This window comes from Parazoarcus communis SWub3 = DSM 12120 (genome assembly GCF_003226565.1).
GTDB lineage: Bacteria > Pseudomonadota > Gammaproteobacteria > Burkholderiales > Rhodocyclaceae > Parazoarcus > Parazoarcus communis.
The window spans coordinates 36,868-61,303 of record NZ_QKOE01000019.1 but is presented as its reverse complement, the minus strand read 5'-3'; the positions used below and the strand labels follow the sequence as shown (position 1 = coordinate 61,303).

At 60.8% G+C, this 24,436-nt stretch carries 18 protein-coding genes and 1 tRNA gene; 9 read left to right on the top strand and 10 right to left on the bottom strand.

Translation table 11 applies throughout. The features are described 5' to 3' along the window. Positions 1-24: 24 nt before the first annotated feature. Positions 25-762 (bottom strand): osmolarity response regulator transcription factor OmpR, encoded by a 738-nt coding sequence (ompR, locus tag DNK49_RS19255; protein WP_110528490.1) that lies wholly within the window; start codon positions 760-762, stop codon positions 25-27. A 263-nt stretch (positions 763-1,025) separates the two neighbouring features. On the opposite strand from ompR, the gene DNK49_RS19250 reads away from it, so the two are divergent. From DNK49_RS19250 to DNK49_RS19235, 4 genes are read left to right on the top strand one after another with little or no spacing between them, the layout of a single operon-like run. Next, entirely contained in the window at positions 1,026-1,316 is a 291-nt protein-coding gene (locus tag DNK49_RS19250; RefSeq protein ID WP_110528486.1) for a hypothetical protein, read from the top strand. Positions 1,317-1,362: 46 nt separating this feature from the next. Then, a complete protein-coding gene (tsaB, locus tag DNK49_RS19245) occupies positions 1,363-2,052 on the top strand; it encodes a tRNA (adenosine(37)-N6)-threonylcarbamoyltransferase complex dimerization subunit type 1 TsaB (protein WP_110528484.1) in 690 nt (229 codons plus the stop codon). Further along, positions 2,049-2,504, top strand: a complete 456-nt coding sequence (gene rimI / locus DNK49_RS19240; RefSeq protein WP_243632449.1) for a ribosomal protein S18-alanine N-acetyltransferase — start codon at positions 2,049-2,051, stop codon at positions 2,502-2,504. The genes tsaB and rimI overlap by 4 nt, the downstream gene beginning before the upstream one ends. Then, positions 2,501-3,397 carry a uracil-DNA glycosylase gene (locus DNK49_RS19235; RefSeq protein WP_243632448.1) on the top strand — a complete coding sequence of 299 codons (897 nt, stop codon included), beginning with the start codon at positions 2,501-2,503 and terminating at the stop codon, positions 3,395-3,397. Before rimI ends, DNK49_RS19235 begins: the two co-directional genes overlap by 4 nt. A 1-nt stretch (position 3,398) precedes the next feature. Here DNK49_RS19235 and lplT read toward each other — a convergent pair whose 3' ends face one another. Further along, on the bottom strand, positions 3,399-4,649 hold the full coding sequence (gene lplT / locus DNK49_RS19230; protein WP_110528481.1) for a lysophospholipid transporter LplT: 1,251 nt from the start codon (positions 4,647-4,649) through the stop codon (positions 3,399-3,401). Positions 4,650-4,816: 167 nt separating this feature from the next. Here lplT and DNK49_RS19225 point away from each other — a divergent pair, with 167 nt between their 5' ends. Further along, entirely contained in the window at positions 4,817-5,758 is a 942-nt protein-coding gene (locus DNK49_RS19225) for a LysR family transcriptional regulator (RefSeq protein ID WP_110528479.1), read from the top strand. Next, entirely contained in the window at positions 5,758-7,128 is a 1,371-nt protein-coding gene (gene radA / locus DNK49_RS19220) for a DNA repair protein RadA (RefSeq protein WP_110528476.1), read from the top strand. The genes DNK49_RS19225 and radA overlap by 1 nt, the downstream gene beginning before the upstream one ends. Positions 7,129-8,072: 944 nt before the next feature. Here the strand turns inward: radA and DNK49_RS19215 are convergent. The 7 genes from DNK49_RS19215 to DNK49_RS19190 all read right to left on the bottom strand — a co-directional run bounded on the left by DNK49_RS19215 (position 8,073) and on the right by DNK49_RS19190 (position 13,107). Then, positions 8,073-9,107, bottom strand: a complete 1,035-nt coding sequence (locus tag DNK49_RS19215; RefSeq protein ID WP_110528473.1) for a zonular occludens toxin domain-containing protein — start codon at positions 9,105-9,107, stop codon at positions 8,073-8,075. Continuing rightward, positions 9,104-9,373: a DUF2523 domain-containing protein gene (locus DNK49_RS19210; RefSeq protein ID WP_110528470.1), complete on the bottom strand. Its 270-nt coding sequence runs from the start codon at positions 9,371-9,373 to the stop codon at positions 9,104-9,106. Before DNK49_RS19210 ends, DNK49_RS19215 begins: the two co-directional genes overlap by 4 nt. Positions 9,374-9,376: 3 nt before the next feature. Next, positions 9,377-10,693, bottom strand: a complete 1,317-nt coding sequence (locus tag DNK49_RS19205; protein WP_110528467.1) for a virulence factor TspB C-terminal domain-related protein — start codon at positions 10,691-10,693, stop codon at positions 9,377-9,379. Positions 10,694-10,767: 74 nt separating this feature from the next. Further along, positions 10,768-11,079 (bottom strand): hypothetical protein, encoded by a 312-nt coding sequence (locus tag DNK49_RS23950; RefSeq protein ID WP_133255131.1) that lies wholly within the window; start codon positions 11,077-11,079, stop codon positions 10,768-10,770. 12 nt (positions 11,080-11,091) lie between these two features. Continuing rightward, positions 11,092-11,319: a major capsid protein gene (locus DNK49_RS19200; RefSeq protein ID WP_110528464.1), complete on the bottom strand. Its 228-nt coding sequence runs from the start codon at positions 11,317-11,319 to the stop codon at positions 11,092-11,094. Between the two features lie 218 nt (positions 11,320-11,537). Next, positions 11,538-12,545 carry a phage/plasmid replication domain-containing protein gene (locus tag DNK49_RS19195; protein WP_110528461.1) on the bottom strand — a complete coding sequence of 336 codons (1,008 nt, stop codon included), beginning with the start codon at positions 12,543-12,545 and terminating at the stop codon, positions 11,538-11,540. A gap of 217 nt (positions 12,546-12,762) precedes the next feature. Beyond that, a complete protein-coding gene (locus tag DNK49_RS19190; RefSeq protein ID WP_165843387.1) occupies positions 12,763-13,107 on the bottom strand; it encodes a single-stranded DNA-binding protein in 345 nt (114 codons plus the stop codon). A gap of 114 nt (positions 13,108-13,221) precedes the next feature. On the opposite strand from DNK49_RS19190, the gene DNK49_RS19185 reads away from it, so the two are divergent. The 3 genes from DNK49_RS19185 to DNK49_RS19175 all read left to right on the top strand — a co-directional run bounded on the left by DNK49_RS19185 (position 13,222) and on the right by DNK49_RS19175 (position 14,514). Beyond that, on the top strand, positions 13,222-13,566 hold the full coding sequence (locus DNK49_RS19185) for a helix-turn-helix domain-containing protein (RefSeq protein ID WP_110528454.1): 345 nt from the start codon (positions 13,222-13,224) through the stop codon (positions 13,564-13,566). Positions 13,567-13,716: 150 nt separating this feature from the next. Then, positions 13,717-14,313 (top strand): RluA family pseudouridine synthase, encoded by a 597-nt coding sequence (locus DNK49_RS19180; RefSeq protein ID WP_341538208.1) that lies wholly within the window; start codon positions 13,717-13,719, stop codon positions 14,311-14,313. A 116-nt stretch (positions 14,314-14,429) separates the two neighbouring features. Further along, a tRNA-Leu gene (locus DNK49_RS19175) sits at positions 14,430-14,514 on the top strand. A gap of 488 nt (positions 14,515-15,002) precedes the next feature. Here DNK49_RS19175 and DNK49_RS19170 read toward each other — a convergent pair. Beyond that, a complete protein-coding gene (locus tag DNK49_RS19170) occupies positions 15,003-24,350 on the bottom strand; it encodes a PLxRFG domain-containing protein (protein WP_165843386.1) in 9,348 nt (3,115 codons plus the stop codon). Positions 24,351-24,436 lie beyond the last annotated feature (86 nt).

Below are 24,436 nucleotides of genomic sequence, written 5' to 3'. Positions count from 1 at the left end.
CGCGGACGGCGGTCCACCCGGCGCTCAGTCGCTGCTGGCTGACTTGCTGTCATCCGGAACAAAAACGTAGCCGAATCCCCACACTGTCTGAATATAGCGCGGCTTGGCCGGGTCGTCCTCCACGAGCTTGCGCAGGCGTGAGACCTGGACATCGATGGCGCGGTCGAACACGCCATACTCGCGCCCACGTGCCAGTTCCATCAACTTGTCGCGTGACAACGGCTGTCGCGGATGTTGCAGCAAGACCTTGAGCAGTGAGAACTCACCGGTTGTGAGCTGAATCTCCTCTCCATCACGCTGCAGGGTTCGTGTTCCCAGATTGACGCGGATGCGTCCGAACACGACGATCTCGTCTTCGGCAGTTGGAGCCCCGGGCAGCGGCGGCGGCTGCCGGCGCATCACGGCCTGAATGCGTGCAACCAGCTCGCGCGGGTTGAATGGTTTGCCCAGATAATCGTCGGCACCCATTTCGAGACCTACGATCCGGTCCACATCGTCCCCCTTGGCAGTGAGCATGATGATCGGAATCGGGTTCTCGCCGGCACGCAGGCGACGACAGATCGACAATCCGTCCTCGCCCGGCAACATCAAGTCGAGGACGATCAGGTCGAAGTGCTCGCGGTGCAGGGCACGGTCCATCATCGGCGCATCGTTGACCGCCTTGACTGCGAACCCCTGTTCCTGGAGATAGCGCGACAGCAACTCCCTGAGTCGGGCGTCGTCGTCGACCAATAGAATTCGATAGCGAGTTTTTCCGTTCATGGCGTGCATCCTAGCGCGTGTTTCGAGCACTCGCCAGCGTGCTGATCATTGCTGAGTCGATGGGCCCGTAACGCTTGGTAAGCAGGCGCACAAATGCAACATCGCCTTACAATGGCGCGTTATCGTGGCTGCCGGCGACTAGTCAGCACAAGGGTTTCTCCGGTAGATTCGCATTTGTCTCAACAGGAAATGGTCGCCCGGTCGGGCCGAACACGATGATAGACTCAACGCACTCCACGAACGGGGCAGCAGGCACGAGCTTCTTGCGTGTCGGTCTGGTGTTCACTTTTGCTGCCGGCCTGACCTGTACTTTCAGCGCATTTGCGCAAGGCGTCGATGCCGACACCCGAGTCGATACACTCGAGCTGATTCAAACTCCACCTGAGGCCAACCAACGTCGCGTCGAACTGCGGCGAGCCTTGAGTGCAGAGTCCGGACAGGATTCGGAACGAGATCGGCGCAAGCTCAGCAGCGAAGAGCGGGAGGCCTTGCATCGGGATCTTCGTGCCACCATGCGGAATGTCAACGCTGACCACGATGGCCGTCGTCCCTGACGCCAAATACGCCTAGGGGCCCCGCTGCCGGTAGAATACCGGCACCATGAATCTGCTTGCACTCGAAACGTCCTGCGAACACGCAAGTGTCGCACTTCACCACGCGGGTCTGACCCGCGAGCGTCAGCTCAATGGTCATGCCAACCATTCCGAGCACATCCTTTCGGTCATTGATGCGCTGTTCGCCGATTTCGGTTTGCGCGCTTCACAGCTGGATGCCGTTGCGTTCGGGAGCGGCCCCGGCGCCTTTACCGGGCTGAGACTATCCTGCGGAATTGCGCAAGGACTCGCCCTTGGCGCGGATTTGCCGGTTATTCCAGTCTGCAGTCTGGACGCGCTTGCGCTACAGGCCGGACCGGGTCATGTCCTCGTTGCAACTGACGCCAGAATGCACGAAATCTACCATGCCGCTTATGAAGTCTTCCCGGACAGCGTAGCCCGCTTGTCAGAGCCGGCTTGCTGTCCGCCAGAGCACCTCGCCCTGCCGTCGGCCGGCTATCGAGTCATTGGCTCCGCGCTTCGCGCCTATTCCGATCGTTTCAGCGTCCTGCTCGGCGAGCATTACGAAACCGGTCTCGCAGACGCAGTGCCCTTGGCCCGGGATGTCCTGACCCTGGCCCGGGCGGCTTTTGATCGTGGTGAAGTCGTGCCGGCGGAGCTTGCTGCGCCCATGTATGTCCGCGACAAGGTGGCCCTTACGACAGCGGAACGCCTTGCACGGGGCGGTAGGGCATGACGACGCTGGCAGCGCCAAGCCTGCGCCCGATGACTGAGGACGACCTTGACTGGGTCGTTGAGGCTGAAGCACTTCTTCACGCATTTCCATGGACTAGAGGCAACTTTGCCGACTCACTTGCGGCAGGTTATCGTTGCTCCATCCTTCAGTCGGAAAATCGCCGCATTGCATACGCAGTGGTACTGCACGTGCTGGACGAGGCGCATCTGCTCAACATCAGTGTGGTGGCATCGGCCCAGCGTGGCGGCGCCGGAAGCCTGCTGCTTGAACATCTTCGGGCACAGGCCCTGATGCAAGGCGCCCGCCATTTCTTTCTGGAGGTTCGCCCCAGCAATGAGGCCGCGATCGCGCTGTACCGCAAATCCGGCTTTACCGAGATCGGACGACGAAAAGCCTACTATCCTGCGCTAGAAGGCAGGGAGGACGCCATCGTGATGAAACTCGACTTATGATGAACCGCCGCGAATCCATCCTTCGCGAAATGAGGTTGGCCCCCATCTGGCGTTTGCGCACATCGCATGGTGATGCTGCAAGCGGCGAGCCGGATGCATTGGAGCGGGAAAACGTCGATGAGCCGCCAGTCAAGATCGATGCGTCGGCGACGCTCGAAGATCCCCGCGTCCGTGATCGTCGTCCCGAACAGACCTCGCAACCGGTCCGGGTCTCCCGCCCGGTCCCTTCGGCGCAACATTCCACCGCTGAGTCTGCGCCAGCAAAGCACTTGGAGTTGGGCAGCGACCCGGCACGAGGCACTGCCATTGCGACGCTGGACTGGGACGAACTCGAAGCGGACATCCGTTCCTGCAAGGCCTGTGTGTTGTGTGAAAAGCGGCGACAGGCGGTGCCGGGTGTTGGCAACCGGGGGGCGCAACTGATGCTGGTCGGTGAGGGGCCTGGTGCTGAAGAGGACCAACGAGGCGAGCCCTTTGTCGGGCAGGCCGGGCGATTGCTCGACAACATGCTGTCTGCGATCGGCTTGAATCGAGATCCCGCGGCAGGCGCCAAAGGTGTCTATATTGCCAATGCGGTCAAATGCCGTCCGCCGCACAATCGGACGCCCGAGGCTTCAGAACTGCGCTCTTGCCTGCCTTACCTCGACCGACAGATCGAACTGGTTGCCCCTCGGTTGTTGATTGCGCTTGGAAGACCTGCTGCACAAGCCCTGTTAGGCTCGGAAATCAGTATCGGTGCCGCAAGAGGAAAACGGTTTGAACGCGGTGGCATTCCGGTCGTGGTCACCTACCATCCAGCCTACCTGCTGCGGAATCCGCAGGACAAGGGGAAGGCCTGGGAAGATCTGTGTTTTGCCCGTCGGCTGCTCTCGGAGCTTACCGGGACGACCTGAGTCAGTGCTGGCGGTCTTCAAGCAGGGCAACTGAATCGAAGGTCTGCTGATTAAGTTGGTGACGGCGTCGCACGAGATACATGGATGCTGCGACGAACAGACCAAACAGTATGATCACGGTGTTGATTGAAACGCCCAGCATGATCAGGACCGCATAGCCCCCCGTCATCACCAGGATCGACAGGTTTTCGTTGAAGTTCTGCACCGCTATTGAATGGCCAGCACCCATCAGGATGTGCCCACGGTGCTGCAGCAAGGCATTCATCGGTACGACGAAGAAGCCCGCCAGTGCCCCTACGATCACCATCAACACCATCGCAAATGTGATGTCGGTGACCACCGTCATCAGCATGACAACCAGGCCCATCGTAATTCCGAGGGGAATGACCTGGACGGACTTTCGCAAGCTGATGTATCTGGCGGCCAGCACCGAACCGAGTGCAATCCCGATAGCGACGACGCCTTGCAGCATCGACGCTTTCGACAGATCCAGCCCAAGATTGTGTTCCGCCCACTTGATCACGATGAACTGCAGCGTTGCCCCCGCTCCCCAGAAAAGCGTGGTGACGGCAAGCGATATCTGGCCCAGTTTGTCCCGCCAGAGTAGCTTGAGACAGTGGTTGAAGTCATGAAACAGGTATAAGGGATTGTTCTTGAGCGGCTTATGATCAACCCCGGTATCCGGGATGTACATGTTGAAGGCCGCTGCAATCAGGTAAAGCGAGCCAATCACCAGCACACTGGCTTGAAAGGCCGTTCCCACGAACGGAAGATCAAGCGAATGAAGCCAGCTTGAAACGTCATCGCGAATCAGGATGCCGCCCATTACCGTGCCAACAATGATTGCACCAACCGTCAGACCTTCTATCCAACCGTTCGCAACCACCAGAAGGCGGTGCGGCAAGTACTCCGTGAGGATGCCGTACTTTGCCGGTGAATAGGCCGCGGCACCAAGTCCGATCACCGCGTAAGCGAATAGAGGATGCGCACCCAGAAACAACATCAGACAACCGCCGATCTTGATGGTGTTGCTGATCAGCATGACTCGCCACTTGGGCATCGAGTCGGCGAATGCGCCGACAAAAGCGGCCAGAGCGACGTAGGAGACGGTGAAGAAGAGTTTCAGCAGTGGCTCATATTCTGATGGCGCAGCCATATCCCTGAGCAGGGCGATCGCAACGATCAGTAGCGCATTGTCGGCAAGCGCAGAGAAGAACTGCGCGGCCATGATGATGTAGAAGCCTAGCGGCATCGTTGCCTTACATATCGTTGCATTGCAAAGAGGCGCTGTTATAACACGGCGCAGTGAAACTTGTAGGGGGTGTAAGTGAGGGTAGGGCAAGGTTTGACCAAAGTCATGGGTGAGGCACAGGCCGATTTGTGGTGTAATTAACGATATAAACAAGCTTTATCGAGACCATGGCAGATCGAAGACTGCAGGTATTTCACGCGGTAGCCAAGCACGGCTCCTTTACCCGGGCGGCTGAACACTTGTTCATGACCCAACCGGCCGTTACCTTCCAGATCAAACAACTGGAGGAACACTTCAACACCCGCCTGCTTGAACGCGGGCACGGCCGAATATCTTTGACTCCCGCGGGGGAGCTGGTCCTGGCTTACGCCGAACGCATCCTCGGACTTTCCGAGGAGCTCGAATCCCGCGTCTCGGAGCTGACTGATGAGTTGTCCGGCGTGTTGAACATCGGCACCAGCACAACGATCGCTGCGTATTGGTTGCCACAGTTGCTTGAACGTTTCAAGCGGACGTTTCCAAGGGTGATCCCCAGGGTCGTAGTGGGCAATTCCCAGCTCACTGAAAATCGCGTTGCGACACGCGAACTCGACATCGGCCTGATCGAGATCGTCAGCGACCAGCAGGCAATCGAGCATTTCAGTGCGGCCAAAGACGCTTTGCTCGTCATCTGCGCACCTACGCACCCGCTGGCCAAAGCCTCTGCGGTTCAGGCCTCGGACCTGATCGAGCACGCTTTCATTACTCGCGATCCTGGTAACGCGATTCGTGAAATCGCCGAGGAGTTCTTTGAAGCAGCGGGCATTCCGATGGCCGAGGTCAACATCTGCGCCGAACTCGGCAGCTTGGCTACCGTGAAGCATCTTGCAGCTGAAGGCATGGGATATGCCATCGCCTCGCAAGCCGCGATCCTGCGCGACATCCGTGAAGGACGTCTGGTCGGTATTCCGCTTGAGCCACGCATCTATACGCCACTGGAAGTCATCATCCCACGCGACAAGTTCCGCTCCCGCCTGATCAACACATTTGCCGAACATGCCCGCACCGAATTGGCCGCGATGGCGGAAACCTTCGCCCTGAAAGCGCAATTGGCGAGCCGGAATCATTGATGGCCAAGGTCAGATCGGTTCACGTCTGTACTGAATGCGGTGCTCAAACTCCGCGCTGGCAAGGCCAATGCCCGCAATGCAACGCCTGGAACACATTGGTAGAGTCTGTTGCTGAACGTGGGGCAGGGGGGGCAAGTCGATTTGCCGCCATTGCAGGTAGCACGGCCCAATTGCAGCGTCTTGCCGCTGTTCAACCGAGGGAAGAGCCGCGCACGACCTCGGGTATCGACGAGTTCGACCGCGTACTCGGCGGTGGGCTGGTTGCCGGTGGCGTCGTGCTCATTGGCGGGGACCCGGGTGTCGGCAAATCAACACTGCTGTTGCAGGCTCTGTGTCATCTGGCCGCCGCGCACCCTGTCATCTACGTCAGTGGAGAGGAGTCGGGAGAGCAGGTCGCTCTGCGCGCGCAACGCCTCCAGCTTGCGCCAGCCGATCTGCAGTTGCTCGCCGAGATCAATCTCGAGCGCATCCTCGACACCTTGCGAACCGCAGCCCCCAGAGTCGCAGTCATTGACTCCATTCAGACGATCTACTCCGAGGCCCTGCAGTCGGCACCGGGTTCGGTAGGCCAAGTGCGGGAATGTGCTGCGCAATTGACACGTTTCGCCAAACAGAGTGGAACTACCCTGATCCTGGTTGGCCACGTCACAAAGGACGGCGCACTTGCGGGGCCACGAGTGCTGGAACACATCGTGGATACCGTGTTGTATTTCGAAGGTGATACTCATTCGAGTTTTCGCCTGGTCAGGGCGTTCAAGAATCGATTCGGCGCGGTCAATGAACTAGGTGTCTTCGCCATGACGGAACGCGGTCTGCGGGGCGTCTCCAACCCTTCAGCCTTGTTTCTGTCACAGCACGCCGAGCAGGTCTCCGGCAGTTGTGTACTGGTGACACAGGAAGGCACCCGGCCATTGCTGGTGGAGATCCAGGCTTTGGTTGATAGTGCCCAGAGTCCCAATCCGAGACGGTTGTCGGTTGGTCTGGAACAAACACGGCTGGCCATGTTGCTGGCCGTGATGCACCGTCACGCGGGTATTGTCTGTTTCGATCAGGACGTTTTTGTTAACGCGGTCGGCGGGGTAAAGATCACCGAGCCTGCTGCAGATCTGGCAATTGCAATGGCCACCGTATCCTCTCTAAGAGATCGTCCTCTTCGGCGCGGTCTGGCCGTTTTCGGTGAAATCGGTCTCGCGGGAGAAATCCGTCCGGCGCCACGCGGGCAGGAACGTCTCAAAGAAGCGGCAAAACTTGGCTTCGAGCTTGCGATCGTGCCAAAGGCAAACATGCCGAGACACCCGGTCGACGGCATTGAGGTTCATCCGGTAGAGCGAATCGGTGAAGCACTTGATCTGGCAAGGCAGCTCACGTAGCGCGCGGGTGCGGCGTACTTGCTGGTCTGATCCTTTATGAGCCACCAGGAAGGCTCATGGCTCGTAGTTTACATAATACAAATTATCGCGGTTTTATCTCGCGCCGTTTCCGTATGCTATTCGCGTTTCTTCGACATCATCTGCTGCCATCGCCGAATGGCCGCTTGGCTCTCGGGATTGCGTAGCACCCTGCACAGCGCGTGCAGTTCGAAAAGATCAACGCCTGCATCAAGCAGGCGTTTTTTTTCGTCCCTGATCCGACGCTGCCAAGTGCGCGGCGTCGGGCGCGACATATGCCGCGCCGCACGAAGCCGGTAGTAAAGCCGGGAAAGCGTAAAGGCCCACGGTGGAAACATGCCGGGATGGTAACAGCGGCAGTGCCAGGTGGAGCGTGACGGAAGGCTCGCGGCGCGGGGCGCCGCTTTATTGAATCAATTGAGAAAACCTCGAAAAAGTCTAAACGTCCGGTCCTTCGGCCCGGCCAGACATTTTCGACCCCGTTGGGGCTACGCATCGCCGGGGGCGATGCTTCGGATTTTCTTGTACGAAGAAAGGCGGCATCTCACAGAGCGTGCAGCCGCGGCGGCGCCGCCGCGGGGATGCGTCAGGAAAGCAAGAGCGCTCTACTTCGCTCGCGAGTTCAGGGGGTGGCAGTGTGCCGCACGCAGGGCGTGCGCTGGGGGGCTCGATCCTGATGGCGAAAGGCGACGCCATCAGGCCCGGCTAAATCACGCTTTCGTCGTCGCAAGCGCCAACGAAACCGCTCAAGCCGGCGCTCCCGCGTCGATCCTGTGCCATGTGAACGCGCGGGGTTGGTCTGCAATGAAGCAGTGTTCAGAGGGGACGGGCGGGGGCGGCCGTTGGCCGGATGCGAAGGGAAGTAATCAGGGATAAGGAAATGCGGGGGTGGTTGGTGCGCATGCGCGCCCCACTCCACCCCCGCATCACCCAGGTTGAACAGAGGCAGTGGCGACAGGCGCAGAACGGTAAGGCTCGGCGTAGGGGTCATAAGGCGGGTTATCCAGCCACGCCCGGCACTGGTCGTGATTGAGGCCGGCATCTGTGCCCTGATCGGTCACACACCGGCACTTCGTGCGCATGGCAATGCACCCGCGAATAACCGGCATGGCCTTGACGACGCGAACGCCGTCGTAGATCGGGGCAGACTCCGGGCGACCGGCCAGACGCGGGGCAAACTCGGCCACCGTGGTGCCGACGGTGGCAACGCGCTGACCGAATGCAGGCTGATCAGGGACCGACGACACAACAGCCACAGCCGGATCGGCGACGGCAGAAGTCTTCTCGTCGATCATCCGATAGATGTACGTACCCAGACCGGCCAAGGCGACGGCAATGCCTGCGAGGTAATAGACACCGGTAGGAATACGGCGAACCGGTTTGACATGCACGGTTGCGGACTTGTAGAGGCCGAAAACGTGCTTCGGCAGAGACCACCGAATCTTAACGGGCGCGTTCTTACACTTGGTGTCGGGTGACTCCATCGTGTTCGACCACTCATATTGCGTTCGGCCAAGACCAGTCACGCGAATATGGATATGGCGACCCACGAGCTTACGCACGTGAGTGTCAATCAACGCCGGTTCCTGGGTGATCAACACGAAATCCAAACCCTGATGGCGGTGACGCTCAAAGGCCGCGACATGGGGCGGCACCTTCGACCCGGAGGCGCGGACGCGGTAAATCTCTTGGGCCTCGTCAATGATGACGAGGGAGCCGTGGTCGAGCTTGAAGCGATGCGCCTGAAGGCTGTCATCCAGTTCGCTGGTTGTGGTCTCGGTCCAATGCTCAAGAGCGGGCAGCGGCTCATGCGGGAGCTTCAGGTCTGGGATGTTATAGACGTAAATCTTGCGGGGCTCCCTGCCCTCGCGCTTGGCCTTTTCCTGTTCCTTCAGGATGAATTCCGAGACAGCAAACGCGGTCTTGCCACCGCCGGGGGTGGCCGTCAAAAGCGTGATCATTTAATCCCCCACCGCTTAAGCATCATCATCGAGACACGGGCAGAGATGCCGCCGCAGATGATGGAAAACGACTGATTGACACCGGCCAAGCCCATGAGCTGGGCGACTGCGCCGGGAAGACCCGCCCAGGCCGATTGCGCATAACCGATCATCTGGCTGGTCATGGTCTCAACACCGGCATAGACGAAAACGGCAATGCCGAGGGATGCCAACACCTTGAGCGCGAGCGGTTGGGCAAGCGCAAGTAGCCAAGTTCCCCAGCCCATGGATCAATCCCTCTTGTAGCCGCCGAGAGCGATCAGCAGCGCAGTCACGAACGCAACAGCAATGACGACCGGATTTAAGGCGATCATGAAGTTGCAAAGCGGTTGGTAGTCGATCGCAAACGCCCTGCCCTGCACGTTGAATGCATAGGGTGCGGGGCAAGAGCCGCCAGAGCCAAAGCCGCCCGAGGGGACGAAAATAACGTCAATGGTCTCAGGGGGCGTCGGAGTGACTGTGGGCACGTCAAGGTTCTGACAAGCGGAGGCATCCGGGTAAAGCTCACAGAACGGCTTCGGAGGCTCTTCAGGCGGGGCGGGTTGAGAGGTGCCGCCAGTCGCCGGAGGGGTGCTTTCGGTGGTGGTGGTCGTGCTCGTTCCATCGGGGGCCGTGGTGGTCTCCGTGGTGCGCTCTTTGATGGTCACAGACCCCGGCGCATAGTCCATGTCGTAACTGGTCTCGCGGGTGGTCGTTGTGGTGCCAGATGGGCCGCTGGTGGTGCTGGTGGTCGTACTGCCGGGGATTGACGACGGGCCGGTCGTGGTGATCTCGGAAACGTCGGGGCGATAACCGGCCTCGATCAGACGGCGCGCAAGATCGGAACCCATGCCACGGGCAACGAGTTCGACGTAGATCGCGTCTTCAATCTGCTGATCAGTGGCGGGAATAGGCGATTTAGGAATATTGGCAGCACACGCCTTCGTGATGACGTGTTTAGACCCGCAGTTATTGCCCCACGACCAGCCTTGAGAAACAAGTTGATCTTTCATCGAGTTGGGAACAATCCCGTAAACGAGATGTGGAGCACCATCAGTTCTTTTCCAAAATGCAGGAGGGGTGGCGCCACCGCCGTTACAGCTAGCGTAATAAGCGGATTGCCAATTCGGCAACGAGGTATAACCAAGGCAGGTCTGTACAGGATCATAAGGACCGCCAGTAGGGTCTAAAAACTGTTGAGTCGCAGGGTCCCAAATCAGATCAGCAAGCGTCAAACCAAGGGCCAACGGCCCGTAAACCTTCGCCATCGCCCTGCCAGCCTTGGCGAGATTGCCGGGCGAAAAGATGCGACGACTGTCAACGTCGAAGATGCGACCGCCGACACCGACACGGTTAATGTCACGGAAATGACCGGCGCCACCTGGCGCATCGGGAAAGTCGTAGATCGGGGAGCCATACCACCCAGGTGCGCGAGCACCACCGGAGACACCGGGATAGTTGAGATTGGTCGAGCGACCCCACGAAGCTGCCGAGGCAAACGACGCCACAGAAAAGCCCGCGAGTGCGAAACCGAGGAAGAAAAAGGCGAGAGACCGGACAAAGCGCATGGATCACATCCGATAGAAAATAATCCAGAGCGCACCCAGCACGCCCAAAGCGACGAAGATGAAATCAGGCGTCATCACACACCCCGACGAAGCGAAACCCAGATGTAAGCGGCACACCAGAGCGTTGCGACCCACCACGAATATTCAAGAGCGTCAGGTGCCTGAAGAAGCTGGCAGTCCTGTAGGGTGACAGTCACGTTTTTGACGAACGAACCAGCGGAATCGAGCCGCGTGCCCGTATAAAGAAGGCCGGTTTCCGTGACGGTCACAGAAAGCGAGTAAGGAGAACCGGAGACATCGACCACACTGCCGGAGATGGCCGAAGCCATCGCCGACAGGGTGGCGGGAGCGTCGGGGTAGCACACCCCTTGAAACTGGTAGGCCACCCCGGCACCCGATTACGGCGCGCGCTTGAGGTACTTCCAGACCGCGATGGCGATCACGATCAGAAAAACCGCAGCACCGACGACACCCACATCGGTGAGACCATCACCCAGGGCGGTGGTCACACTGGCGGGCAACTCGGCATGAGCAGCACCGGCAAACAGTGCAACGGGAGAAACAACGGCCAGTTGAGCCGAGCGACGATCAGCGAGAGCGCGCAGGCGGGCAAGTTTTTGCTTCATTTGGACTACTCCTTGGTCAGATTGAACGCCCGAGACCGTGACCAGCGAGAGACGGGCAGAGATTCGGACGCCCGGCCCCGAGGGGCCGCACGTCCTCGAAAATCACGAAAATGCAGCAGGCCCGTTCACGAGCAGATAGAGCAAGAGGCCGATCGGAGCGAGCAAAGTGATTGCGCAAAGCGCGAAAACCAGAAACCCAAGGAAATCATCAAGAAGGTTCATGCTGCGAACACCGAATAAAGCGCATCGAGAGGACGGACCTCTACAACGCGGGAGCGCTGAACCAGCGCAGTGACGTTGCAGGGAACACCGATATCGATGCCGTGATCCTTCAGCTTCGACTTGATCCGGCAGTAGCTGGAGTCGTGGGCAAACAACGTACGAATGTCCGTGCCATCGCGCCAGAGAATCGCGTATTGCCGAAGGCGGGGCGGGAGTTCCGACCAGTCCTCGACGCTCGGGGGTTCCCGAAAAAGATCGGCAGCAAACCGACCGTAAATAACCTTGCCCATGTCTTCACCCTCCTGCGTCCATGCCTTGACCTTGTGGAGCCCTTCCCGCTTGAGCCATTGCGAACCTAGTTGCACTTCACCCCGTGCGCGGGTGCGACCAGACCGGGGCTTGCGCTCGCCTGCCTGCTCGGCGTCCTTGTCATAAATCTTGAACTTCCACCACTGGGCCCGCTTGGAGTCATAACCCCAGGTCGGGCCAAACTTGCCGGGGGCGGGATGCTTGCGACCGATGGGACGAAGCAAGAGCGCACGGCACCACGCGGCAAAATCGCTCACGTCGTAATTGCCGGCGAGGTCGATACGGGTCAGCCGAGTACCCCACTCAGACGGGGTATCTTCAGCAAACAGCGACCCGAAGCCCATCAACTGAAAACCGAGGTTGCGGAGAACTTCCGCCCACTTGTCGATGCACTGCGCGACGGTGAGGCCGTAGAGGTTGCCGGAGCGCTGGAAGCGCCCGATGTTTCCCGAGAAGTAGAGCTTCTGACCATCGCACTTGATGCGGAGCGAGGTATCGGACGAGGGACACCGGATGGTGTCCCAGTCCTGTGTTTCCCACTCGATAGCCCCATCCCGGTCGATCTTGAGAGTGCGGCCCGCTTCCCACGGCTGAACCGGCTCTTTGTACCGATGGACCCCCTTCATCCAGTCGCAAATCACGCCGACCGGATGAACGGGGTTCAGGGGTTTAGAGGGGTTCAGCAGTGTGATCATTAGCTGTTCGGCTAATTAGTTGCAGTGGTACTAGCACTGCAACTGGAAACCCGGCACGCCCGACGTGCCCAGGCGACACGACCAGCCGGAGAACAAACACCCAAAGCAGAAAGGCACGAAGCCTCTTGCAGAGCCGTCCGAATTGCCGTGACAGACACGAAATAGACAAGGGCAAGCGCCCTGACATGTTGCGTGGTCAGTACCGGGTGGCTGTACATCACGCGGCCTGCTTCGCGGGGCCGCTGGGGGCGTTGACGTTGATGAAGGCGATCATGCGCTTGATGCCCTCGTTCAGCGGGATCAGCTTTGCGCGGGTCGTGACCTGGCCGAAGCGGTCGGGATAGTGCGACTCGTCCGCCATGACATAAGCGCCGACCGGATACGGCTGCTGATCGTCGCCCAGGGTGAGGCGGATTTTCTGGGGGTGCGGGTGGGGCTTGCCTTGCGGGTCAGTGAAGTAACCCCAAGCTTCCTGTTCCTTGATGCTGTACGCCTTACCGCTGCGCTGGCTGGTGCCCTGCTTGACCTGCACTTCCGTGCTCTCGATCTGAACCTTGATCATGATCTATCTCCAAATACGTGACAAAACGTCACGCGCCGAAACGTGACAGATTGTCACTTACTTGTCAATACGTCACGTGGGGGCTATCGTGCGAACAACAGCGCGGAGGCAGATATGGAACTGAAAGACGTAATCGAAGAAGCGAAAGAGAAAACCGGGCTCAACCAAGACGAACTTGCAAAGAGAATCGGGATAGATCGCACTGCCCTGTCACATGCGCTTCACGGAAGACGGAAATTGAAGGCGGAAGCTGCAATCGAGTTGTTCGACATAACAGGGATACACCCGAAGAAGATTCTTGCAGCAACGGCACGAACAGCGGCATGCATTGCACTTGCCGTTGTCGTTATCTTTTCGACGGCGGGTGCAAACCCTGCTTATGCGTCAATGGCATACGAAGCGGGAATGGCGGGTAATACAAATTATGGTTGTTTTGATGAGTACCACCCGAGCTACTAGGCTACGGCGCCGATTGCCGTAACCTCGGGATATCCCCACAATCCGGCCCCGACAGCTTGCGGCCACTCCCACACCATTTTCTTCATGACAACGATCCCGTACGTACCACCACCTCGAAGCGTACTGCACTATCCATACGTGGATGATGACTTGCTTGTAGTCGTCAAACCATCCGGTTTGCTATCCGTGCCGGGACGAGGCGCCGAGAAGTCCGATTGCTTGCTGAGCCGTGTGCGGGACGACTACCCAGACGCGTTGATTGTTCATCGTCTCGACATGGAAACTTCCGGACTGTTGATCCTGGCGCGAAATCCAGTGGCCCATCGCGCACTCAGCATGCAGTTTCAGGCACGCCAAGTCTCCAAGCTTTACATTGCGGTCGTAGACGGTTTGATTGAAAGTGACCAGAACGAAATTGCTCATCCGCTTATCACCGACTGGCCCAACAGGCCATTGCAGAAGGTTGACCGGTCTCTTGGCAAACCATCACTGACGCGGTATCGCGTCGTCCAACGTCAGCCGGATGAAAACCTGACAAGGGTTGAGCTGGAGCCTGTTACCGGACGGTCCCACCAACTGCGAGTTCATCTCATGAGCATTGGCCATCCCATACTCGGTGACGCGCTTTACGGGCGTCCGGATGCTGTCGCCAGAGCCGATCGACTGATGTTGCACGCCAGCAGGCTTTCACTGACGCATCCAGCAAGCGCGCAGACGCTCGTCCTGGCCAGTCCATCACCTTTCTGAACCTGCCCCCCTCCCCTGCAGAACGCCTGTTCGCTTCCTGAATGACCGCACATCGCCGAAGACGCCAAGCCCTGCGGATGTGTATAATCCGCATCCTCGTTTCAGAGCGGCACCTCGCGAGGGTGGCGGAATTGGTAGACGCACTGGATTTAGGTTCCAGCGCCGCAAGGCGTGAGAGTTCGAGTCTCTTCCCTCGCACCACAAGGCGTTCAGGCTGTTACCCACAACACAGGTTTGGTTATCAAATCTGTGGGCGGTTATCAAACTTGCTGAACCAGAGCCGACCCTTGTGACTTCGGATTGCCCACGGCGCGCCCTACTTTGTACGCCGCCATCAGTTCGGACGGATACTGTCCTGCAATTTCTTTGCGCGTCTGGTATCCGCCGGCAACGGGACGCTGCCCGCGCTGACGAAGGCGTGGCCGGCCGCCTGGATGTTGATGTGTTCAACGTCCCGAATGCCTTCGGCCGCCCGACGCTGCGGGCGCGCATTGTCGAGCGCACCTGCGGGCTCGACCGTTCGCTGCTACCGCCATTGTTCGACGTCGTTTTGCGTCGAGTGACAAAGCGGGGGATTCTGCTCGCTGGCATCCAGCGGGCTGAAGATCGGCGCCGATGCCTGCAGGAGTGGTGGTGCGAATATGTCACGTCGGATGTCGACACCACCACTGCGAGGGACGCCCAGGCTGTCAGGGATTCGCAAACCTCCCTGCTTCCAGAGCGTCACGCCGATTCCTCGGCAGATACACCCCGTCCTGAGCCTGGTCGATCCGACGCTGTCGAGCGCGCACGCTCTGCCACATCTGCGGCGCCGTGATTCGTCTGCCCGGGTTTGCTTGGTTGAAGGCTGCAATCGCGTCTCGAGCCTGCGCCATCGCTTCGGCGTCCTTGTCCATTGCCGCCCGGGCAAATCCAGACATGAGCTCGGCGCGTCGTTCGGCAAGCCGTCTGTCGGCGCGGAACACCGCGCTACGACCTTCGAACGCCAGACGAACCTCGGACGGCGAGAAGCCTGCAAGCTGCCCAAGCGCACCGGCCGTGCTCACCTCGTCCTTGATTGCGATGCCAGAACGGTCGATTGCACCTTCATCCCACAGTCGATAGGCCTTGATGGGGTTTCGCATGAAGATGGGGAGCATGTCCTCAAGGCCTCTGCCGTAATCGCCATCAGCCATCTTTTGCGCGCCTTTGGCAGCATTCGCCCCCATGCCGATCACCGGCCCCAGCATCGCCGTCGCGAACGACTCAGCCCAGCGCTGCCCCTCAAGGCTCTCCTGCACATCCGGAAGCAGCAGGTTATTCAGCCCCACCCGTCCAGAGATATCCCAAGGCGTGAGCCGCGAGAAGCCCTTCGAGATCACCTCGGATACCGTCGGGCCAAATGTCTCGGCCAGCATGTTCCGCAACGCGGCTTCGGCATCCCACGGTTCGTCGTCGCTCCCACCGATCGCGGAGGCCATGGTCAGCAGCGTCCCCACAAACGGCAGGCCCAGCACACCGGCAGCGGCCGCATGTGTTGTCAGCAAGGCACCGAACACCTTGCGGGCTTCGCGCTTCACCTCATCTGACTCACCGGCAACGGATTGATAGGCGTTTCTTGCCAGCGTGAAGATCATGTTCTGCGCGTATTGCTTGAACAGCAGCACCACGCGCGCCACGTTGCCTTGCATGACCCGCGGCCGGTTCCCGGCGCTGTAATCGAAGTGCCCGTCGTAGGTCGCCTTCACCGCCTGTTCGTAGGCGCTGTCATGATGACTGCCGGCCTCCTTGGCCAGCCGGTAGGCTGCGATGAAGGTGGCCTGCCGGTTAAAGCGCTCAGCGTGGTGGAACAAGAAGCTGGCCATGCGCATCACAGGCCGGATCTTCCACATCACCTTGGCGTCCTCGCCTTGCGCGATGCCGGCCAGGTCGTGCGCCATGGTCACGTCGATGGTGCCGGTGCGTACAGCTTCGTCGTACGCTCGAATCTCGTCGGCGTCGGTCAGCTGGCTTCTCATGTCGTTCTTGCCTGCCAGCGTCTCGCCAGAGGCCTTCAGGAGCGCTGCCCCTGCCTTCTTGAACCCCCACTTGGCCCCCATCACCGGATACGCAACCAATGCGGTCTGCGACAGGTTGACGGCCGCTGCAGCGGGCGACAGGCCCAGGTAATAGACAAAGCCCAAACTGGTGAGGGCTGTCGAGAGCGGATTGCTCTTCGGGTTCATCATCGCGTCGTGGCGCTTGTTCATCTCGTCCACCACTCGCTGAGCACCAGGCTGGTCGAAGCCATCGGCGCTGCTCATCTCGTCGACGTGCTTCTGCATCCGATCGAGCTCAGTCTGCATCTGGTCGCCGTACCGCAGCTTGGCCAGATACCGCGCACCATGGAAAGTGTTCTGTGCAAACGCGCGACGTGCATCCTGGCTGAAGCCGGGTGTGCCTTTGCGATGGATGCCATGCTTTGCCCACGACAGGTCGGGCAGGCTCGACAAGTAAAGCTGGCCGAGCGTGTCCTCGAGTTCCGCCAGCTGAGCGGCAGGCAGATTCTGTTGGTCGAGCGCCTCGTAGAGTTCGGTCATGAATCCGCGGCCGACCATGTCCCTGCTGGCGACAAACTCCTTGCTCAGCACAACGCGCCCCACCCGGTATCCATCGCGGGCCGGAAACGCCTTCACCATCTCGCGGCGCATGGCCTCGGCCTCGAGCATGGTCTCCGCCCTGGAAACGCTCTCAACTTTTCCGGCTGCGTCCTTGACCACCACCACGTACTGACCGAATCGCGCCAGCGGAAAATAGACGCCCTTCACCGCTTTGAAAAAGTCGTCATCCATACGCTTCAGGATCTCGGCCTTGCGCTCGTTTTTCAGTTCGCTGCGGCCAATGCGATCGCGGATCGCATCACGCACTTCAGCATGATGCCGGCGATAGTGGTCGCGGGCCTCTCGATAGACCTTCTGGGCGTCTGCGCTCAGCGCCTTGAACTGCCCCTTGAGCATCGTGCTGCGCATCCGGTCATCACCAGCGACATAGGGGACGGCTGAGTCTGCATCGACCTGGGCCAGGGTCGCGTCATGCATCAGCTCGGCGAGCCGCTGTTCGTCGGGCAGCTTGCCCCAGCGCCGGGCAAGATCGTCGGCCGTGGCGCCAACGTCGTTCTTGTCCGCCTCCATCTGTGCGGCCAGGCGGTCATAGTGGGCGAGCGGCAGTACGTCACCATAGACCTCCACCAGCTGACGCCGGCCCAGAAACTGAAGGCCAAGCTTCAGCCAGTCGGTCAGCTTGTGCCGACCGGCTTGTCTGATGTTCTGTACCGTGATTGATTTGAGGCCGTCGCCGATATTCCGGGCGATCTGCTGCGAGGTGACTCCGGCGCGGCTGAACTGGATATTGCCGCCTCCAGGAGGGGAGACTACAATCAACCCATCCCCGCCGTCGCTTCGGGCGTTGGAAGGCAGAGTGGCTACGATGTCACTGAAATCCTTCGCGGCGGGGTACTTCCGCATTGAGACGGCCGCCAGTTCGCGCCGGCCGCTCCTGACCTCCTCCAAGTACAAAATTGAGCCGTCGGCCTGGCGCTTCAGATACGCAATCTGGTCCTTGCGCCCCTGCGTCTTTGTGCCGAGCACCACTTGATCAGGCTCAGCAATCACCTCAGCTGCGGCTGCGATATCCGCATCGGTCAGAGGGATCTGGCCGCGGTTCTTTTCAATCGTCGGATTTGTGTGCCGATTCAGCATGTGTCGAACAGCCGACCCGTCGAGTACATGGGTAAAGCCGGCGATATTCAGGCCTGCTCGTGCCTTCGCCTCATCGGCAAGCCAGTCCGCCACACCGCCGAGGTTCGCCTTCTGTGGCGCGTGACCTGGCGAGCGCGCGGCGTCGATAACCGCACGAATCGCCCCCGCCATGCCGTCTGGCCCGATGCTCGTTGCCGGGACTGCATTCCTGCCGGCACCCGCCCTTCCACTGGCAGCCCGCTCCACCCCAGCCATCGCATACCCGACCAGATCATCCACAGTCAGCGTCGTGATGCCACCGTGCCGAATCATCCATGTCCGCACCATGGCCGCCACGCTGCGAACAAACTCTGCCACGCGCGGCCCGAGTGTCACGCCTACCCAGTCCAGGAATTTCGAATCGGCAACTCGGTACCCGCGACTGCGCCCCTCGATCACCGCCTGCTCGACAATGTAGGCAGCGGCCTCCTTGCTGTCGGCAGCCGCACCGGCGTCCACCATGCGCTGCGCCACGCGATCGAGAAAGGCGCGAGTGGATGCATCCTTTTCCTGACTGCGGTTCATCAACATTGCCATCGCTTGCGCGTCAATCTTCTCGCGCTGCTGACCGTGAATCATCTCGTGCAACAGCACCGCAGGTGCCGTGATCGGATCCAGGTTCGGCCCAACAAGGAAGATCAGGCCGGAACGAGGATCGAAAAACCCGTTCACGGTAGCGGCCTCGCTGAACAGCTCAATCGAGTCATCCAGCGCACGCCCCGTCTTCATCGAAAACGTGCCTGCCACGCGTAGCGGGTCCGCACTATCGATCACCACCAGGCCGCCTTTGGTGCCCGCTCGGCCGCGCTCGAGCATTCTCCGCGTCGGCTCCACCAGACCAGGGAACTGGTACCGCAGCGCGCGCAACAGGCCGCGTTCACTCACCGGCAACCGGCTGCCGGTATTCTTCGGCGCCGTACTCAAGACCTGGCCATTGAAGGTCACGATCACTTCGTCGCTTGGCACATCTGCGGTCAGTTCTGGCGACACCTGCCGGCGCATGGCGTCAGTCATCCGCATGCGGCTTTGCGTGTTTCGCGCCTCCACTTCTCCGGCCAGTCGGCGGTAGGTCTCGGCGCCTGATCGATCCAGGTCGCTCGTGAGATTGCGCGCGCTCCCTCCAGTGGCGAAGCCTTCGGCGTTCTGGATGGCGTGTTGCAGTTCATGCAGCATCACCGACGGCAGCGTCTCACTCTTCAGACTGCCGCGGATCTGAAGCCGAGTACCGGTGACCGATCGCATCAGCCTGGCCGCTGCGCGCTCGCCGGCCGGCATCAACTCGACGCGAATGTTCTCCAGGTGTGGGTAGGCTGCGAACAGCTGCGGATGATCCAGCATGTCAGCCACGCGCACATTCGGGCCGTCGAGCGACGCGGCATCAAGCACTTCGGCCGCCGTTTTACCGCCTACCGCCAGACGCGCCTGCTCGTCGCTGATCTCGAAACGCCACATGCCGTCCGCTCCGCGATGCCAGCCGGTCGCCTGGCGCACCGCTTCCGGGTTCTCGCCAGCCGCGATGCGGCGTTGCGCGTTGCCCAGTCCATGCAGGTCAGCCGTCTCGGCATCGCGGCCGGCGAAGGAGAACAGCGCTTCGCCGCGATCAGTGCGACGCGTCTGGATTGTGGCAAACAGCGCATCGAACGCCTCGGCAACCGGTGCCATCTCGCTTTCGAGCATGTACGGGTAGCGTCCGGCGTCGCGCACGAAATCTGCCGCAGGCACCACATTGGCGAGGTAGTCGTTCTGGTGGCCACGCTGCGCCATCTTATGTATCGCGTAGCCCTCGAAGGCTCGCGCCGCACGCTCGATAATGCGCGACCAATAGCCATCCGTCGCGCCCTTGTCGTTCAGTGCCGAACGCTGCGCCATCGGCGACTCGTCGAGCGCCTTCACTACGCCGGAAAATGCCTCACCGACCTCGGGCCGTACCCCTTCCTTCAGCTCCCACTGCGCACGATCCATCGCGCGGCTGCTCAAGCGGCCATGTTCTGGATGCCGCTCGCCCTTGATCATGACCTCAAAGGCACGCTGCGGCAGGATGGTGCCCGTAGTCTTGTGGGTATAGAAGCTCTCTGGGTTATAGGTGATGAACGCCTCGCGCCGATATTGAGCCTGATTGCCCTTGAACGTCGGAACCCCTCGGTAGCGAGCAAAGTAGTTGTCCAGCGCGTGGAACCACTCGTGCGCGAGCGAGCCGGCCCCGCGCGTCTTGGTGAGATTGATCACCAACGTGTCGGACTCGAAGTGCGCAGACGCCCGCCCACTCCCGCGAGAGCCGAAGCCAAGCCCGAGCGTGCCGTCCAGCGAGACAGCGCGCGGCGGAATGCCCACCACGTCGGCCAGATCCCGCAGTGCGTCGTACGCCTGGTTGAGCATGCCCTGACGCTCCTTCGCCCCCTTGCCCTGCTCCACCCAGTTGCCAAACTCCACACCACGGAAGCCAAGCTCCTCGATGAACTGCTCCGGTGTCACATCCTTGCCGCCACGCCAGTCGTGACCGACCCGCTCCCGATTCTCTCCGCGGCGTACGTCGGTCTTCTTTACGTTGTCGCGGTCCTTCACTGCCTCCCATGCCGCCACCAGGTCGTCATGGTTCGACTTGCGGTACTCCATCGCCTCCTTTGCTGACGGGAAGCGCCTGAGCGCGCGCTTCTCCTTATCGCCAGCCTTGGCGATGAAGTAAGCGCCGCCCTTGCTGTATACGTCGAACTGCAATCGACTCTCAGCGGGCCCATCGCCCAACCGCTCGCGGACGGCATCGAGCGCATCGGCCACTGAGCCAACACCGCTAAAGTGTTCGGCGCGGCCGTCGATCGTCACCGAAACAAATGAACTGCGAATCTTCTCGCCGTCCTCGCCGAAGCGGTAGGCGTCCGGGTACTCATTTACTTCACCGATGCGCTTCCAGTGCTGCCGGTCGATTGCCTCCAGTAGCGCCAGCTTGGCCCTGAAGCCATCCAGTGCGCGGTGCGATCGCATCTCTGCAAGGAATTGCTCGCGGGTCACGTCACCCAGGGCGCGCTGCACCACCCCACGAAATAGCTTTACCTTCTCCGCCCAAGCGCGAACCTTGTAGCCCTTGCGCGGCTTAGCCGGGATCTCGGCGCGCGACGCAAACATCACAGCAGCAGTGAAAGGGTCTTCGATCTTGTCGGTCTCGCTTGCCGGCCATAGCTTGCTCAGTGGCAGATGCTCGATCTCGGCATCAGTTGGAACCTTGTCGAACGCTGCCCGCATCGCATCGCGGTCCTTGCGTGCACCACCCAGCTTCTCGCCGAAGTCAGCGATCTCGGACGCCTTGGTTTTGTTCGCGGCGTCGATTGCGCGCTGAGCATCGCCGATGCGGATGCCGGTAGCGTTGTGGATCTGGAACGGCGTAGCCGGTGTGCCGCCGTCAATCTCGCTTCGTGTTGCTGCAGCAGCCTCAGCTAGAGACACAAAGCGCACGTCACCGCTACCCATGACCACGCCGACGTCGCCATCACGCTCGACCTCGTGCGACTTGGCGCGCAGATCAAGCTCTGTGGCCTGCGGCGCGATGGCTGCAGCAAGTGCGCGTGAGTCGATATCTGCTGCTTGTTCAGGTCCCTTCTGCCTAGTCTGGGCATCAGAATTGGTCGCCTGGTCTTTGGCGGTGTCGATCTCCGGCTTGCCTTCGGTCTGCGACATCTTTGCAGCCAGACTCTCGCGCACCTTCTCGAGCAATCGATCCCAGCGCTTTTGCGCCGTTTTCAGGGCAAAGATCCCTGGCTGTCCAATGGAGAGCGCCAAGGCCTCCCGCTCCGCAAGGGTCATCTCGAACCAGCGCTGCGCGTATGCGTCAGCCGCGGCGCGGGACTTGCGCGCAACTGCAGCCTTTGGTTTCGTCGGGCTCACTGACTGAGCGGGCAGACTGGATGCGCCCGACGCGTTCGTCGAACTCGGAAACTCTCGTGCCAAGGTCACCAGGTCGCGGATAGGCGCGTTCAGACGAATGACCTTGATCTGCTCACCCGCCTCCCGCTTGGCAAGCCACTGATGGTGGCCATCGAGCACATAACCATCGGACGAAACAAGGATCGAACGGTCACCACCATCAAATCGCTTTGCCCGGGCGACCTTGGCAGGCGAAAACTCGGCCTGGGTCGGTTTCAGGTCACCGGCATCCATCGTTGCCTGCTCATGCGTCACGCCACGCGCATTCATGAAATTGACCATGGCGCCGCGGTGCTCGGCCTTGATCTGGGGCATCTCGGCGCGCGGAATGCTCAGCGTTCCTGACGTCTGCGAAAAGGCGGTCCATTCCCGGCTGATGCGCTTACCGGCAATGCTGGCAGGCGTTACTGTCGCCCGCCCATTGTCGGCGTCTCCAGCAGATTCAGCCGGCTCGCGGCTACCTGCAGTTGCGGTGGCAGCGGGGTCCAGTCCTCCCACGGTGGGCACATTGCGCTGTGGCACCGTATCGCCTGCGCCTCTTCCCACGTCAGCGCCCGCTTCCGTATTGCTCGCCGCAGGTACGCTGGCATCGTTTCGTGCAACAGCGATTGCGCCATCTTGGCCCTCCTCGTCCTGTGCAATCAGTCGTTCGATCCGGGCGCGTGCCTTTTCCGGCACTGCCTCCCAGCCGCGGCCCATCAGGTTCTTGCCGACCACATTCAAGAAGCCCGACTTCGTCGCCCAGCCTCCTTGGCGCGCCAGTACGGCGGCTCGTGCGTTGGCATCCATCGAATCCCAGCGGGCGCCAGCTGCCTGCGGAGCGTCTGATCCGTTCTTGATCGGGTTTTGATCCGCCCCGGCGTCCGGCGTCATGGTCTGCGCCGGTGGCGACGGCTCAGGCTGCAACGCGGCGGGCACTTCAGGCTCAGGCTGGGGACCGGCCGCGGTAATCGCGTTCTGTAGTCGGGTTCGTTCCTCGATGAGACGGCGATCCCATCCTCCATTCGTTCGCGCCTGTTGCTCGATGAAAGCAAGACGCTCGCGCATCCCGGCAAGCGTTTCATCCGGCTGCTGCTGAGGTTGCTCAAACGGCAATGGCGCTTGTTCCGGACGAGTGATCTCACCGGTGTCCGCATTCACAACTTCCGGCGCTGGGCTGATTGCCGACGTTGCGCCCGAATCGACCGCCAGCGCAGCCGCCGCTGACATCGGGCCGGTGCTCGGATCAAGGCCCATCCGCTGGGACGGGGTTGCGACAGGGTCAAGTGCGCGATCGTTGATGATCGGCGCGGGCGCGGGCGGATAGACACCAGCACGGCCAAGCGCGGCTTCGTCAATCACCGGGGGCTCGACGGTCGTTTGCGGGCTGGCTTGAGGGTCGGGTGGAGGGCTGACAGGCGTGGCAGCGTTGCCCTGCGGCTCAGCCTGACGCCCTGCCACCCCGCTCGCTATCGACGCGCCGCCGCCCATCACCATCCCGGCCAACGTGCCCATCACGGCCGCGTCTTCAACGCCATCGCTCCACGGCCTGTCGAGCGCCAGGTTCTGAATGATCTGCTCGGAGATCGACTGCGGCAGTTCCTCGAGGAATCCCTCGGTAATCGCGCCCTCAACCACTTGGCGCGGGACGCTTTTCGCCGGCATGCGTGCCAACTCGCCAGCAACGTCCTGCCGGGTCAGCGAACCGCGTGCGAGCATTGTGTCGACGTCACCGATTCCCAGGCGTTTGGCCAGACTGGCGCCGCCAAAGCTAAAGAGTGACCCTAGCACCCCGGTCAGCGCAGCCGCACCACTCTGGTTCGATGTCAGCAGCCCGTCATCGGTCTCCTGGCGAATCGACTCTGCCTGTGCGCCAGCCATGACGGCGCCCTCGCCGGTCGCGCCCGCTGCAACCGCAGACATTCGCGGCGCCAGTGCGCGCAGCCCGCGCGCCGCAACACCGCCAGCCAGCATGGGGGCAGCTGACTCCATGACCGTATTGGCGATCAGTGACGGGTTCTGTAGCGCCACACCCGTCTTGGCCAGTACACCGTCTGCCTCCTGGAACTCGCGTTGCTGCGCCTTGTACTGATCAGTGTGCTGGTCGCTCAGGAACTGTTTGGCCTCCTTCGGTCGGAAGCCAAACAAGCCACCCTCGTTCTCCAGGGCCTTGCCAACGCGGCCACCGGTCGGGATGTCGGCCAGGCCGACGAGGGTTTCGGGTACTGCAATGGCAGACTTCAGCGCAGAAAGCCCCAGGTCTCGGGCGTGGCCGGTGATGCCTTTGGGTGCAGGCGGCTCCGTGATCTCACCTGCATCCCAGTCAATCTCATCCCCTGCGCTGGCAGGGAAACCGATCTGCCCACTTTCCCAGTCAATCTCGGCCATCACCGCCTCTCATCCAGATACACGATCTCCGGATGATGGGGTGCAGGGGGCGGAATCGCTGCGCCCTACAGGGGGTGATACAAGGG

Bases quoted from the DNA above. Each gene is read 5' to 3' on its own strand.
- rimI (WP_243632449.1), top strand. From the start codon at position 2,049: ATGACGACGCTGGCAGCGCCAAGCCTGCGCCCGATGACTGAGGACGAC.
- tsaB (WP_110528484.1), top strand. From the start codon at position 1,363: ATGAATCTGCTTGCACTCGAAACGTCCTGCGAACACGCAAGTGTCGCA.
- DNK49_RS19205 (WP_110528467.1), bottom strand. From the start codon at position 10,693: ATGCGCTTTGTCCGGTCTCTCGCCTTTTTCTTCCTCGGTTTCGCACTC.
- DNK49_RS19215 (WP_110528473.1), bottom strand. From the start codon at position 9,107: ATGATCACGCTTTTGACGGCCACCCCCGGCGGTGGCAAGACCGCGTTT.
- lplT (WP_110528481.1), bottom strand. From the start codon at position 4,649: ATGCCGCTAGGCTTCTACATCATCATGGCCGCGCAGTTCTTCTCTGCG.
- radA (WP_110528476.1), top strand. From the start codon at position 5,758: ATGGCCAAGGTCAGATCGGTTCACGTCTGTACTGAATGCGGTGCTCAA.
- DNK49_RS19190 (WP_165843387.1), bottom strand. From the start codon at position 13,107: ATGATCAAGGTTCAGATCGAGAGCACGGAAGTGCAGGTCAAGCAGGGC.
- DNK49_RS19225 (WP_110528479.1), top strand. From the start codon at position 4,817: ATGGCAGATCGAAGACTGCAGGTATTTCACGCGGTAGCCAAGCACGGC.
- ompR (WP_110528490.1), bottom strand. From the start codon at position 762: ATGAACGGAAAAACTCGCTATCGAATTCTATTGGTCGACGACGACGCC.
- DNK49_RS19210 (WP_110528470.1), bottom strand. From the start codon at position 9,373: ATGGGCTGGGGAACTTGGCTACTTGCGCTTGCCCAACCGCTCGCGCTC.
- DNK49_RS19195 (WP_110528461.1), bottom strand. From the start codon at position 12,545: ATGATCACACTGCTGAACCCCTCTAAACCCCTGAACCCCGTTCATCCG.
- DNK49_RS19185 (WP_110528454.1), top strand. From the start codon at position 13,222: ATGGAACTGAAAGACGTAATCGAAGAAGCGAAAGAGAAAACCGGGCTC.
- DNK49_RS19235 (WP_243632448.1), top strand. From the start codon at position 2,501: ATGATGAACCGCCGCGAATCCATCCTTCGCGAAATGAGGTTGGCCCCC.
- DNK49_RS19200 (WP_110528464.1), bottom strand. From the start codon at position 11,319: ATGAAGCAAAAACTTGCCCGCCTGCGCGCTCTCGCTGATCGTCGCTCG.
- DNK49_RS19170 (WP_165843386.1), bottom strand. From the start codon at position 24,350: ATGGCCGAGATTGACTGGGAAAGTGGGCAGATCGGTTTCCCTGCCAGC.